Annotated in this window: 15 protein-coding genes and 4 tRNA genes; 10 read left to right on the forward strand and 9 right to left on the reverse strand. The window is 38.7% G+C overall.

What is annotated here, in order from left to right; translation table 11 throughout:
• The 5 genes from F8M47_RS04120 to F8M47_RS04140 all read right to left on the reverse strand — a co-directional run.
• The coding region (locus F8M47_RS04120; protein WP_244298061.1) for a GTP-binding protein at positions 1–184 on the reverse strand (184 nt) is incomplete at its 3' end.
• Positions 185–300: 116 nt separating this feature from the next.
• Positions 301–376, reverse strand: a tRNA-Thr gene (locus F8M47_RS04125).
• A 3-nt stretch (positions 377–379) separates the two neighbouring features.
• Positions 380–454, reverse strand: a tRNA-Gly gene (locus F8M47_RS04130).
• Between the two features lie 51 nt (positions 455–505).
• A tRNA-Tyr gene (locus tag F8M47_RS04135) sits at positions 506–590 on the reverse strand.
• Positions 591–625: 35 nt separating this feature from the next.
• Positions 626–701, reverse strand: a tRNA-Thr gene (locus tag F8M47_RS04140).
• 246 nt (positions 702–947) lie between these two features.
• On the opposite strand from F8M47_RS04140, the gene coaA reads away from it, so the two are divergent.
• The 10 genes from coaA (at position 948) to F8M47_RS04190 (ending at position 7,811) form a co-directional block, all read left to right on the forward strand.
• The gene (gene coaA, locus F8M47_RS04145; RefSeq protein WP_150538935.1) at positions 948–1,898 is read left to right on the forward strand and encodes a type I pantothenate kinase; all 951 of its coding nucleotides are present in this window, start codon (positions 948–950) and stop codon (positions 1,896–1,898) included.
• Positions 1,899–2,051: 153 nt separating this feature from the next.
• Positions 2,052–2,591 carry a DsbE family thiol:disulfide interchange protein gene (locus F8M47_RS04150; RefSeq protein WP_150538936.1) on the forward strand — a complete coding sequence of 180 codons (540 nt, stop codon included), beginning with the start codon at positions 2,052–2,054 and terminating at the stop codon, positions 2,589–2,591.
• Between the two features lie 12 nt (positions 2,592–2,603).
• The gene (locus F8M47_RS04155) at positions 2,604–3,638 is read left to right on the forward strand and encodes a hypothetical protein (protein WP_150538937.1); all 1,035 of its coding nucleotides are present in this window, start codon (positions 2,604–2,606) and stop codon (positions 3,636–3,638) included.
• Positions 3,635–4,102 carry a cytochrome c-type biogenesis protein gene (locus tag F8M47_RS04160; RefSeq protein ID WP_150538938.1) on the forward strand — a complete coding sequence of 156 codons (468 nt, stop codon included), beginning with the start codon at positions 3,635–3,637 and terminating at the stop codon, positions 4,100–4,102. The genes F8M47_RS04155 and F8M47_RS04160 overlap by 4 nt, the downstream gene beginning before the upstream one ends.
• Positions 4,102–5,016, forward strand: a complete 915-nt coding sequence (gene ccmI / locus F8M47_RS04165) for a c-type cytochrome biogenesis protein CcmI (protein WP_150538939.1) — start codon at positions 4,102–4,104, stop codon at positions 5,014–5,016. Before F8M47_RS04160 ends, ccmI begins: the two co-directional genes overlap by 1 nt.
• Positions 5,017–5,078: 62 nt before the next feature.
• On the forward strand, positions 5,079–5,663 hold the full coding sequence (gene mog / locus F8M47_RS04170; RefSeq protein ID WP_150538940.1) for a molybdopterin adenylyltransferase: 585 nt from the start codon (positions 5,079–5,081) through the stop codon (positions 5,661–5,663).
• 85 nt (positions 5,664–5,748) lie between these two features.
• Positions 5,749–6,087: a nitrogen regulatory protein P-II gene (glnB, locus tag F8M47_RS04175; RefSeq protein WP_150538941.1), complete on the forward strand. Its 339-nt coding sequence runs from the start codon at positions 5,749–5,751 to the stop codon at positions 6,085–6,087.
• A gap of 42 nt (positions 6,088–6,129) precedes the next feature.
• Complete coding sequence (lspA, locus tag F8M47_RS04180; RefSeq protein WP_150538942.1) at positions 6,130–6,615, forward strand: signal peptidase II; 486 nt, start codon at positions 6,130–6,132, stop codon at positions 6,613–6,615.
• Complete coding sequence (ispH, locus tag F8M47_RS04185) at positions 6,616–7,560, forward strand: 4-hydroxy-3-methylbut-2-enyl diphosphate reductase (protein WP_150538943.1); 945 nt, start codon at positions 6,616–6,618, stop codon at positions 7,558–7,560.
• Positions 7,560–7,811: an FAD assembly factor SdhE gene (locus F8M47_RS04190; protein ID WP_150538944.1), complete on the forward strand. Its 252-nt coding sequence runs from the start codon at positions 7,560–7,562 to the stop codon at positions 7,809–7,811. The genes ispH and F8M47_RS04190 overlap by 1 nt, the downstream gene beginning before the upstream one ends.
• Positions 7,812–7,985: 174 nt before the next feature.
• On the opposite strand, the gene mglC is transcribed toward F8M47_RS04190, so the two are convergent.
• The 4 genes from mglC to rpoH form a co-directional block, all read right to left on the reverse strand.
• Positions 7,986–8,996 carry a galactose/methyl galactoside ABC transporter permease MglC gene (mglC, locus tag F8M47_RS04195; protein ID WP_150538945.1) on the reverse strand — a complete coding sequence of 337 codons (1,011 nt, stop codon included), beginning with the start codon at positions 8,994–8,996 and terminating at the stop codon, positions 7,986–7,988.
• A gap of 16 nt (positions 8,997–9,012) precedes the next feature.
• Positions 9,013–10,512: a galactose/methyl galactoside ABC transporter ATP-binding protein MglA gene (mglA, locus tag F8M47_RS04200; protein WP_150538946.1), complete on the reverse strand. Its 1,500-nt coding sequence runs from the start codon at positions 10,510–10,512 to the stop codon at positions 9,013–9,015.
• Positions 10,513–10,566: 54 nt separating this feature from the next.
• The gene (gene mglB, locus F8M47_RS04205) at positions 10,567–11,559 is read right to left on the reverse strand and encodes a galactose/glucose ABC transporter substrate-binding protein MglB (protein ID WP_150538947.1); all 993 of its coding nucleotides are present in this window, start codon (positions 11,557–11,559) and stop codon (positions 10,567–10,569) included.
• 283 nt (positions 11,560–11,842) lie between these two features.
• On the reverse strand, positions 11,843–12,787 hold the full coding sequence (gene rpoH / locus F8M47_RS04210; RefSeq protein WP_150538948.1) for an RNA polymerase sigma factor RpoH: 945 nt from the start codon (positions 12,785–12,787) through the stop codon (positions 11,843–11,845).
• Positions 12,788–13,050: the final 263 nt, after the last annotated feature.

The raw sequence follows: 13,050 nt of genomic DNA on the forward strand, positions 1-13,050 counted from the left end.
TGATACCACGCGCTTTTTCTTCTGGCGCGTTATCGATTTGGTCGAATGCACGAGCTGCACCACCGAAGTGTTTCGCTAATACAGTTGTGATCGCTGCTGTTAAAGTTGTTTTACCATGGTCAACGTGGCCGATTGTACCCACGTTAACGTGCGGTTTTGTACGTTCAAATTTTTCTTTAGACATTTTTAAAAGCCTCTTAAACAAACACGGTTACAAATGGTACATAACCACATTAACCAAATGTAGAAATTGTTACTAAGATTTAAAACATTGAAAAGATGAAATTTAGAAGAGATAAGTGGTGCTGATAGGCGGATTTGAACCGCCGACCTCACCCTTACCAAGGGTGCGCTCTACCAACTGAGCTATATCAGCGCTTGGAGCGGGCAGCGGGAATCGAACCCGCATCATTAGCTTGGAAGGCTAAGGTAATAGCCATTATACGATGCCCGCTGTTCTAAATTCGTCTGTCCGATGTCATATGCGATTCAATTAAACAGGAAATGGTGGAGGGAGAAGGATTCGAACCTTCGAAGGCTGAGCCAACAGATTTACAGTCTGCCCCCTTTGGCCGCTCGGGAATCCCTCCACGATAATTGAATACTTAACTACGATTTGCAATAATGGTGCCGACTACCGGAATCGAACTGGTGACCTACTGATTACAAGTCAGTTGCTCTACCTACTGAGCTAAGTCGGCGTTGCGTTGTCGTAAGCAAGTGAGGTGCATTATAGGGAAATTTTAAAAGTGTGCAAGCGTTTTTTCAAAAAAATCTAAAAAAGTTGTTTTTTCGCTTGTTTAATATTCAAAACGCCTGTTTTTTGTATGTTTTCATCTATTTTAGCTAGATAAAACGCCCTATTTTTGCATTTATATTGTATATTTGTGGCCGCGCATTCCGTTGAAAATGCAAACTGCACTACTTGAAAACTAGAGAATTTGGCAATGAGCCTGCAAAAATCAAACAAAATTACTCCTTTTTTAACTTTTGATCGCCAAAAATGGGCTGAATTACGCAAATCAGTGCCATTAAAGCTAACCGAACAAGATTTAAAACCGTTACTTGGTTTTAATGAAGCTCTCTCTTTAGAAGAAGTTAGCACTATCTATTTACCTTTGGCACGTCTGATCAACTACTACATAGAAGAAAATCTCAAACGCCAAACTGTAATGCAGCGCTTTTTAGGGGTTGAAGCACCCAAAGTGCCTTATATTATTAGCATTGCAGGGAGCGTTTCTGTTGGAAAAAGTACCTCAGCTCGTATTTTACAAGCGCTACTTTCGCAATGGCCTGAAGAACGCAAAGTGGATTTAATCACAACTGATGGCTTTCTCTATCCATTAAAAACGTTAGAAGAAAAGAATTTACTGAAGAAAAAAGGTTTTCCTGAATCTTATGATATTCACCGCTTAATCGGCTTTGTGTCTGACATTAAATCAGGCAAACGCCACGTGCAAGCACCAATCTATTCACATTTAACCTATGACATTATTCCAGACCAATATAATGTGGTTGATCAGCCAGATATTGTAATCTTGGAAGGATTGAACGTATTGCAAAGCGGTATGAATTACCCTTCTAGCCCACATAATGTGTTTGTTTCAGATTTTGTCGATTTTTCAATTTATGTCGATGCGGATGAAGATTTGCTGAAAGAATGGTATGTGCATCGTTTCTTAAAATTCCGCCGTAGCGCATTTTCTGATCCAAATGCCTACTTTCATCATTATTCAAAATTATCCGAACAAGAAGCGATTCAAACTGCTACCACCATTTGGAACGAAATTAACGGCTTAAACTTAAAGCAAAATATTCTGCCAAGTCGTGAGCGTGCAAACTTAATTTTAGTGAAAGGTGAAGATCATGCTATTCAAACCGTCAAACTAAGGAAATAGAACAAAAGCACCACCAGATGCTTTTATTTGCAAAATTTCGCCTAAATTTGACCGCTTTAAACAAAAGGCAAAATAGCGTGAATTAGTAGGCGATAAATCCATAATTTTTTGTTAAGCTAATTGTAAAATTTCACATAAAAAAGACCGCTTGTTATGAATAAAAAACTGTTACTCCCCTTAATCATTTTTTTAGGTTTAACCATTGCATTTATGGTGCAACTTTCACGTAATGCGCAGGGTGATGACCCGAAAAAATTAGAATCCGCATTAATCGGCAAAACCATTTCCGATTTCCAATTAGAATCGGTGTTAGATGAAAAGCAACTGATCGATCAGAATGTGGTGAAAACAGGCAAACCACGTTTATTAAACGTGTGGGCGACTTGGTGTCCAACCTGCTACGCTGAACATGAATATCTTACACAACTTGCCAAACAAGGTATAGAAATTGTCGGTATCGACTACAAAGACGAACGCGCTAAGGCAATGAAATTTCTTGCACAATATGGCAACCCATATAAAGCCATTATATATGATCCAAAAGGCTCATTGGGCTTAGACCTTGGCGTTTATGGCGCCCCCGAAACTTTTATTCTCGACGGCAATGGCGTTATCCACTACCGCCACGCAGGTGATGTTAATATTCAAGTTTGGAATCAAGTATTAAAGCCGATTTATGAAGGATTGAAGTAGGGTGAATATAATATGAGCTTCATAGATTACAAGAAAAGAAGAATTATTCAGCATTATTTATCTTATATAACAATTGCAAGAATTTCATTCTGTTCTTTCCTCTTTGGAACATTTACTACATTTATATACTTAAACGAAATTGGAGTTAGAAATTTATTTTCTCTCTCCACTTCAAAAGAGATATTTCTATCTTTAACTGGGGTAGCGATATTTTTTACAACACTTTTTATGGCATATGGAATATCATCCATATCATTTAAAATCGGGAAAACCAGAAAAAGCAATAATCTTATTAGTAAAAAAACACAAATAATAATTTTTATTCTATTAAACATTATATCAGCAATAACATTTTATTATCTATACGAATACTTAATATATATAATCTTATGCTTAACAATTGCCATAATATTAACCATAAAAGTAGTCTTAAAACATAATCAAGAACAAGAAAATCACGAATTAATTGATTATATAGATATCTATTTTGGATATGGATTTTATATTTTGGCAGCAATTACTACTTCTCTATTTATATCAGTATTTGCATATATATTTTTCGATGAAAACATAACTGTTTACTGGATAAGCATATTTATATTAACCTTACTCCATACAAGTTACTCTTTTTACTTTATGGGAAAGGTAAAACGCATCAAAACAATTATCAATCTGCATATAATTATATTTTTTATTATTATGCTATTTATGTCTGCCAATGGAAAGATATTATTAACTATTCTTGGAATCCATAATAACAACGAAAAACCATACATAATTACCAACCATGAGGAATATATATTAGATCACCATAAGAATCTTATAAACGTTGCAATAAACAAATTAAACCCAACAAAAAGAGTTTATTGTGGAAGAGTATTATATGAAGATAGTAAGTATAAAGTTTTTCTTCCTCGCAATGAAATAAACACTAAAAATAACTTAACAATACCAGATAACAATATAAAATTATATCAAGGGTTATTTAAAAATCTTATTTGTGAAAAATCAATTACATTATGGAACGTAGGATATTTAATAAAATGAAAAAACTCTTCCCAATTTTTTTAATGGTAAGTGCAATTGCCACTGCCGCCCCAGTTGAATTTAACCAATTTGATAATGCTCAGCAGGAGTCGGATTATCGAGCGTTGATTCAAGAATTGCGTTGTCCGCAATGTCAAAACAACAATATTGCCGATTCAAATGCAACGATTGCCACCGATATGCGGGCGAAAACATTAGAGTTATTAAAGCAAGGTAAAAATAAAGATGAAGTGGTCGATTATATGATCGAACGCTATGGCAATTTTATAACTTACAATCCGCCTGTAACACCTGCAACTGTATTACTTTGGGCATTGCCGATCGCCTTGTTGCTATTTGGTTTTGGCTTGATTTGGGGACGTAAAGCTAAAGCCAAACAAGCGGTCGAATTTAGTCAAAATTCTGCGAAATCAACACTTGATCAAGCACGTTTAAATCAAATTCTTAACGATAAGGACAACTAATGAACTTTTGGATTATTGTTTCGGTGATGACCATTGTGATTTGTTTAATTGCATTTTATCCGCTATTAACCAAACGTACACAATCACTGGGCGTAAAGCGTAATAGCTTAAACAAAGCCTTCTATTTTGAGCGCTTAAAAGAAGTAGAACGTGAAGCAAATGAAGGGGTGATTGATGATCCTGAAAAAACTAAATTAGAGCTTCAACAAAGTTTATTGGACGATATTCCTGAACACGCAGAAACCACGGTAAACCCACAAAGCCACGTTGGCAAAATTTGGTTTGCCGTGTTACTGCTAGCAGTAGGCATTATCGGCACAACAGCTTATGTGAGTGTTGGATCATGGCAGGCTGGTACCATGATTGATATGACACATAAAAAATTAGCGTATTTTTATGAGCGAATCAAAGACGAAGACACAAACCCTTTGTCTGAACAAGAGCTAAACCAATTTGCGATGGCACTACGTGTAGAGTTACAAGAAAAGCCAAACGATGCTAAAGGTTGGTTTATGTTAGGGCAAATCGGTATGGCGAAAGACGACGGTCAATTAGCGCTGGAAAGTTACGAAAAAGCCAGCAAACTCGACCCGCAAAATCTGCAATATAAAGGCAGTTATGCGCAAGTGCTAATGTTCTCACAAGATCAAACTGATAAAGACAAAGGCAAAGCGGTGTTAAAAGAAATTTTACGCCAAGATCATACTAATTTAGATGCGCTGAGCTTGCTTGCTTTCAGCTCGTTTGAAGAAGAAGACTACAAAATGGCTGCAATGACTTGGGGCATGATGTTAAAACTGATTCCAGAGGGTGAGCCACGCCGTGCTACAGTAGAAAAAAGTATTAATATGGCGATGTCGATGCTGAAAGCACAAGAAAATCAGCCAGCGCCAGCAACACCAGAGAAAAACTAACAGGTAATAATCGTGAAATTTAGGCGGATTTATATCCGCCTTAAAATTGCAAGGAATAAAAAATGTTAAGCAAAGAAAAACTAAAAATCGGTTTGGTTTCAGTATCAGATCGAGCTTCTAGCGGAATATATCAAGACCAAGGCATTCCAGAATTACAAACATGGCTGAATACGGCATTAACCGAGCCATTTGAGCTGGAAACCCGTTTAATTCCCGATGAACAAGCGGTGATTGAACAAACATTGATTGAATTAGTTGATACACACAAGTGTCATTTAGTGCTAACCACAGGCGGTACAGGTCCTGCTAAGCGTGACGTAACCCCAGATGCAACTCTTGCAATCGCACACCGTGAAATGCCAGGATTTGGCGAACAAATGCGCCAAGTAAGCTTGCATTTTGTGCCAACTGCGATCCTATCTCGTCAGGTGGGCGTGATTCGTCACGATTCTTTGATTTTAAATTTACCAGGACAACCCAAAGCGATTAAAGAAACCTTAGAGGGCGTGAAAGATGCTCAAGGCAACACGCTAGTACGAGGCATTTTTAGTGCAGTACCGTATTGCTTACAGCTATTGAGTGAAATTTATATCGACACTCGCCCAGAAATCTGCGAAAGTTTCCGCCCAAAATCAGCAAGACGATAAGCAACGGCAGTAAGATTAAACAAGCGGTCAAATTTCGCAAAAATTTTACATGGCAAAATAAAGACATTGAAAATAGGAATCTGAGATGAAAAAAATTGAAGCGATTATCAAGCCATTTAAACTTGATGATGTGCGTGAAGCGTTAACGGATGCAGGCATTACAGGTATGACGGTTACCGAAGCTAAAGGCTTTGGGCGCCAAAAAGGGCATACTGAGCTTTACCGTGGCGCAGAATATGCGATTGATTTCTTACCTAAAATCAAACTAGAAATCGTAGTAGCGGATGATCAAGTGGAAGAATGCATTGAAGCAATTATGGATACCGCACAGACAGGCAAAATCGGTGATGGTAAAATCTTTATCTACGATGTTGAACGTGTAATCCGTATCCGCACAGGTGAAGAAAACGAAGACGCTATTTAACAAGCGGTCTAATTTTTAAAATTTTTTGCAATTAGGAATATTATGAAAACTGCATCTGGTATTCGTTGGCTTTGGTTAAGTGTGATCACAATCATTGTCGATCTTGTTACCAAATACCTTGTGGTACAACGTTTTGAACTCTATGAAAGTGTCAACGTGTTACCAATTTTCAATTTAACTTATGTGCATAATTATGGCGCAGCGTTTAGCTTTTTAGCTGATCATGGTGGCTGGCAGAAATACTTTTTCTTAGGGCTGGCGATTGTGATTTCATTGGGTTTAACTGTGATGCTTTGGCGTAATCAAGCGGTCAAAAAACTAGAAAATACTGCATATGCGCTGATTATCGGCGGTGCTATCGGTAATGCTATCGACCGTGCGTATAATGGTTATGTGATTGATTTCTTTGATTTTTATTGGGATATCTATCATTATCCTGTGTTTAATGTGGCGGATATTGCTATTGTGGTGGGAGCAGGGTTGCTGATTTTAGAAGCCTTCTCCGACAAAAAGAAAAAGAGTGATTAAATGAATATTTTATTAGCTAACCCAAGAGGTTTTTGCGCAGGTGTTGATCGCGCGATTTCGATTGTAGAACTTGCTCTTGAAATTCACGGTGCACCAATTTATGTTCGCCATGAGGTGGTACATAACCGCTTTGTGGTGGATAGTTTAAAAGCGAAAGGCGCTATCTTTGTTGAAGAACTGGACGAAGTACCAGACGATGCAATTGTAATTTTCTCTGCGCATGGTGTATCGCAAGCGGTTCGCCAAGAAGCCAAACGCCGTGGTTTAAAAGTATTTGATGCAACTTGTCCGCTCGTAACCAAAGTGCATATGCAAGTAGCTCGTGCTAGTAAAAAAGGTACCAAAGCGATTCTCATTGGGCATGAAGGTCACCCTGAAGTGATCGGGACAATGGGGCAATATGATAACCAAGATGCGGGTATTTTCTTGGTTGAATCTGTTGAAGATATTGCTAAATTGCCAGTGAGCAATCAAGACGAATTAACCTTTATGACCCAAACTACCTTGTCGATTGATGACACCAGCGGTGTGATTGAAGCACTAAAACAGAAATACCCTGCGATTCAAGGTCCGCGTAAAAACGATATTTGTTATGCAACTACCAACCGCCAACAAGCCGTGCGAGAATTAGCAAAACAATCACAACTTGTGTTGGTAGTAGGTTCAAAAAACTCTTCAAATTCAAACCGCTTAGCAGAGCTTGCTTCTCGTATGGGCGTACCGTCTAAATTGATTGATGGTCCGCAAGATATTGACCCAAGCTGGTTAGATGGCGTAAAAACGATTGGTATTACTGCAGGTGCTTCTGCACCAGAAGTGTTGGTACAATCGGTGGTAGAACGCTTAAAAACTTTAGGGGTAACAGATGTGAGCAACCTAGAAGGCTGTGAAGAAAATATGGTATTTGAAGTACCAAAAGAACTGCGTATTCATGAGGTGAAATAATGGCTGAATTAAATCGTTTCAGAATTGAGTGGGAATGCCGTCGAGGAATGCGTGAACTAGATAAAATGATTATGCCATTTTATAAAACGTATTTTGATGAGTTAAGCGAAGTGCAGCAGCAAGCTTTTGTCGCCATGCTAAAATACAGTGATCCCGAGTTATTTCGCTGGTTTATGCACCAAGCCCCTGCACCAACCCAAGAAATCACTGATCTTATCGAATTAATCCGTTCTAAAGTTGAACGTGGTTAGATTCAAGAAAGACAAGCGGTCGAATTTCCGCAATATTTTGCAAATATCACGCTCACAAGACGTGAGAATAGGGTGATAAAAAACCACGGCACTAACAAGAAATTCCGCCAAGCGCCATGGTTAATTCTCTTGCAAATTTCAGCGGAAATTCGACCGCTTGTCATTTAGCAAATCTTATTTTTTCTTCGCATATTTAAGGGAGTCAATCGCTACCGCAAGTACGATAATGCCCCCCTTGATGATGTATTGCCAGTAAGGGTTTACGCCGATATAGGTTAAGCCGTAGTTAATCACGGTAAAAATAATCACCCCTGTCACCACGCCAATAATCGTTCCAACACCGCCTGCGAATGATACGCCCCCCACTACACAAGCCGCAATCGCATCCATTTCATACATAAAGCCGAGGTTGTTGGTTGCAGAGCCGATACGTCCTGCTTCTAACATACCTCCAAAGGCATAAAATGCGCCAGAAAGCATATAAATCCCCATTAGATTTAGCGGTACATTTACCCCTGAAACGCGCGCCGCCTCTGGATTTCCTCCGATCGCAAAAATATTTTTACCGAAACGAGTTTTATTCCATAACGTCCACATAATCAGAGTTGCTATCACCGCATAAATGGTAATGTAAGAAAGTTTAAAATCGCCAAAACGAAAGAAACCTTGTGTGAAGGTTGAAAAGTTATCGCTAAAACCTGCGATTGGTGAACCACCTACTGCATCATAATAAAGAGAGTTTATCCCATATACGATAATCATTGTGCCCATAGTAGCGATAAACGGTGTGACATTTAAATACGCAATCACAAAACCATTTACCAAGCCAATCACTGCACCAATACTACATACAACTAACATTACAACTGGAATCGGAATTTCTACTAAATCAGGAAAAACTCGATTCATATTTTCCATAGATTGCAACAATGTTGCGGTAATTACCGCCGCCAAGCCCACTTGGCGACCTGCAGATAAGTCTGTGCCTTGCGTAACAATTAAGCCTGCAACCCCTAATGCAATAATTAACCGCACTGAAGATTGAGAAAGAATGTTACTAAAGTTACGCAAACTCAAGAAACTTGGGTCTTGCACAATAATTACAATTAACAAAATTAATAACACAAAATAAATCGCATTTTGTTTAAAAAAATCGAGGGTGCGATTTTGTTTTAAAGCGGACATACATCACTCCTTGCTTTTATAAATATTTTGCAGCAAGCTGCAGGATTTCTTCTTGAGACGTTTTGGCGGTTTCAACAATGCCCGCAACTTTTCCGTTACTCATCACTAAAATTCGGTCGGTTACCCCTAATAACTCAGGCATTTCAGAGGAGATCATAATAATACCTTTATCTTTATTGGCTAAATTGAGAATTAATTGGTAAATCTCAAATTTCGCACCAATATCAATGCCTCGAGTCGGTTCATCCAACATTAAAATTTCGGGTTGGGTTAAAAGCCAGCGCCCGATAATCACTTTTTGTTGGTTACCACCAGAAAGTGAGCCAATGCTAGTTTGATGAGATGGCGTTTTAACATTCATCGCATCAATGACCCATTGGGTATCACTTTTCATTTTCTTATTGCTGAGTAAACCTAATTTACCTAGGTAAGATTTCATATTTGAAATCAAAGAGTTAAATTCGATACTGAGGTTTGCATAAATACCCGTTGAACGGCGTTCTTCTGTGACCAATGCAAAACCATTATTAATTGCTTCAAATGCATTGCGATTATTGACCGCTTTGCCGTTTAACGTAATGGTTCCGCTTGATTTCTCACGCACACCGAAAATGGTTTCCACAATATCAGTACGTTTCGCCCCCACCAAGCCCGCAATGCCCAACACTTCACCTTTACGTAATTCAAAGCTCACGTCTTGAATTGAAGGTTGGTTTTTAGCAGTTAAATGCTCTACTACTAATACCGTTTCTTTCGGCTGATTGGTTTTTTCTGGGAAACGTTGGGTTAATTCACGCCCAACCATCATTGAAACAATTTGTTCCATTGAAGTGTCTTTGATTGCAACCGTATTGACCCATTTACCATCCCGCAAAATGGTAATTTCGTCACAAATTTTGAAAATTTCATCCATTTTGTGCGAAATATAAATAATACCGCAGCCTCGATCTTTTAATTTCTGGATAATTTTAAATAAATGCTCAACCTCTTTTTCGGAAAGCGAGGAAGTTGGCTCATCCATAATGACGATTTTAGCGTTATATGAGAACGCTTTAGCAATTTCAATCATCTGCATTTGCGAAACAGAAAGTCTCGCCACTTTTTCACGCGGATCAACATCAATATCTAACTCATCAAAAATCGCTTTGGTATCCCGATACATTTTATCAAGATCAACAAAAAGACCTTTAAGTGGATAACGCCCAAGCCAGAGATTATCCATAACACTCACTTGTTTTACGAGGTTCAGCTCTTGGTGAACCATAGAAATCCCATTCTCAAGCGCTTCTTTTGAGGTTTTAAAATTAACAGGCTTGCCTAAAAATAAAATCTCGCCTTCATCTTTTGCATAAATCCCAAATAAGCATTTAAGCAAGGTGGATTTGCCTGCCCCGTTCTCCCCCATTAAGGCGTGAACACTATGGGATTTTACGGTTAAGTTCGCTTTATCTAGTGCTTTCACGCCAGGAAAAGACTTACTAACATTTGTCATTGTGAGCAGTACTTCATTTTTCATATCTCACTCCCTAAAAAATAGGCACGAGTACTCTACTCGTGCCTAAACCTTTACTTATTTTAAGAATTTATCTAAATTATCTTTATCAACGCCAACGTAAGGAATACGTACTACACGCTCTTCAATTTTCCAGCTTGTGCCTTCCCCAGCTGCTTTACCTTCGGCAAGATTTGCCGCTAATTGCACTACAGCTTTACCTTGCCCCTCGCTGTCATTAAGTACCGTGCCAGCTAATTCGCCTTTTTTGATCAACTGTAACGCTTCTGGTAACGCATCTACACCAAAGATTGGCAATTTACGTCCATGCGCTTTCGTTGCTTCCAATGCACCTAACGCCATACCGTCGTTATTAGAGACAATCACTTCAATATCTTTTGCTTTACCGCTTGATAACCAAGCATCCACTTTATCTTTTGCTTGTGCCGCATCCCACAATGCTGCATCCATAAAGATTTGTTCGCTTTGAATACCTTGTGCAGCTAAGCCTTCCACCACATATTTGGTACGAGCTTCCGCATCAGGGTGACCTGGTTCGCCTTTTAATAAAGCATATTGTACTTTACCGTCTTTGTTTAAATCTAATTCTGGGTTGGCTTTCCATTGTTTGGCAATCAAATCCCCCTGAATTAAACCAGACTCTTTCGGATCTGTTCCCACATAATACGCTTTGTCATAACTTGCAATCGCTTTTGCGCCAGGGTCTTTATTAAAGAACACAATAGGTAAATCCTCACCTTTTGCTTTATCAATAATCGTTTTTGAAGCGGATGGGTCCACCAAGTTGATTGCAAGCGCTTTCACGCCTTTAGAAAGTAAAACATCCACTTGGTCATTTTGAATGGATTGGGTATTTTGTGAGTCATTCATTAATAACTTCACATCTTTTAATTGATTAGCTTCTTTGTCGATTTCTTTACGCATTAATGCCATAAAGTTATCGTCATATTTATAGATTGTTACGCCGATACGAGTTTCCGCTTGTGCGGTGCTGATACCCGCCGCTAATCCAACCGCTAATGCTAATGTGCTTAATACGTTTTTTTGCATAGAATCACCCTTCTCTATAAGAATTCTGATGGTTTGCTGCTACGTTTGTAGCGATGCGAAGCATACAGAATCTTATTAGAAAATACTGTGATCATTTTCACAAATCCTAAAAAAATGAAGTAAATAAAGCGATTCCATAATCCAATTATGGAATTTTACTTCATTATTCTTCGTACGCGAAAATGTCATAATAAAAAAACCACAGAGCACACAATAAATAGCGTGAGCACCGTGGTTAATTATGTTGCAAATTTCAGTGAAAATTCGACCGCTTGTAAAAGCATTATTCTAAGGTAATAGCATCTTTGATTTTTTTCAGTGCCGCATTTTCTAATTGGCGTACACGCTCGGCAGAAATACCGTATTTATCAGCCAAATCCTGCAAAGTCGCTTTGTCTTCGTCCAGCCAGCGGGTTTTAATAATATCTTGGCTGCGTTCATCCAACGTTGCCAACGCATAAGCTAATTGTGCAGTAGCTTCACCTGTATGCTCTGCATCTTCCAGCTCATCTGCAAAATTTGAGCCATTATCTTCAATATACATTGAAGGAGCATAAGCATCATCATCGTCTTCTCCCGCAGGCAGATCAAAACCTAAATCTTGTCCTGTCATACGAGATTCCATTTCACGCACTTCAGCCACTGAAACGCCCAAATCTTCCGCCACTTTTTTGATTTCTTCTTCATTAAACCACGCTAAACGATTTTTATTTTTACGTAGGTTAAAGAATAGTTTGCGCTGCGCTTTGGTGGTTGCTACTTTCACGATGCGCCAGTTTTTCAATACATATTCATGAATTTCGGCTTTCACCCAATGCACCGCAAAAGAAACAAGGCGAACGCCTACATTTGGATCAAAGCGTTTTACCGCTTTCATCAAGCCGATATTGCCTTCTTGAATTAAATCCGCCAGTGGCAAACCGTAGCCCAAATAACCACGGGCAATATGAATTACAAACCGCATATGCGAAAGAATTAGCTGTTTCGCCGCTTCTAAATCTTCATCGTAATAATAACGCTCTGCCAGTTCTTTTTCTTGCTCAGCAGTGAGGATTGGATATTGGTTTGCCATACGAATATAGCTGTCGAGATTACCTTGTGGTACAGGCATTGAAGCAGAAACTAACGCGGGATGCATTGCTTCCGTTGGTTCATGCTCTAACACCTCTACTTCATCTGGTTCGATAATTTCAGCATCTTCAATCTCGTGTTCGTCAAATTTTCTCATCTTATCTCTCGTTGGTTATCAATTACTCACCCATTATAACAGTGTTAGCTGTATCAGGGGCGGATTTCTTACGAAAGCATTGGACGATAATAAAAAAGCAGAGTTCCCACTTGAGAAATACGCTTGTGCTTTAGCGCCTCTTTAGGCGGTAATCGTTTTTTCTCCATATTTTGCCAAAACTAAATAGCCAACTGCCGAACATCGCGATAGGTCTATCATCTTTCAAGATTAATTTAGCAATTAATATATATAAAATACGTGCG

Source organism: Actinobacillus vicugnae (assembly GCF_901687125.1).
Taxonomy (GTDB): Bacteria; Pseudomonadota; Gammaproteobacteria; order Enterobacterales; family Pasteurellaceae; genus Actinobacillus; species Actinobacillus vicugnae.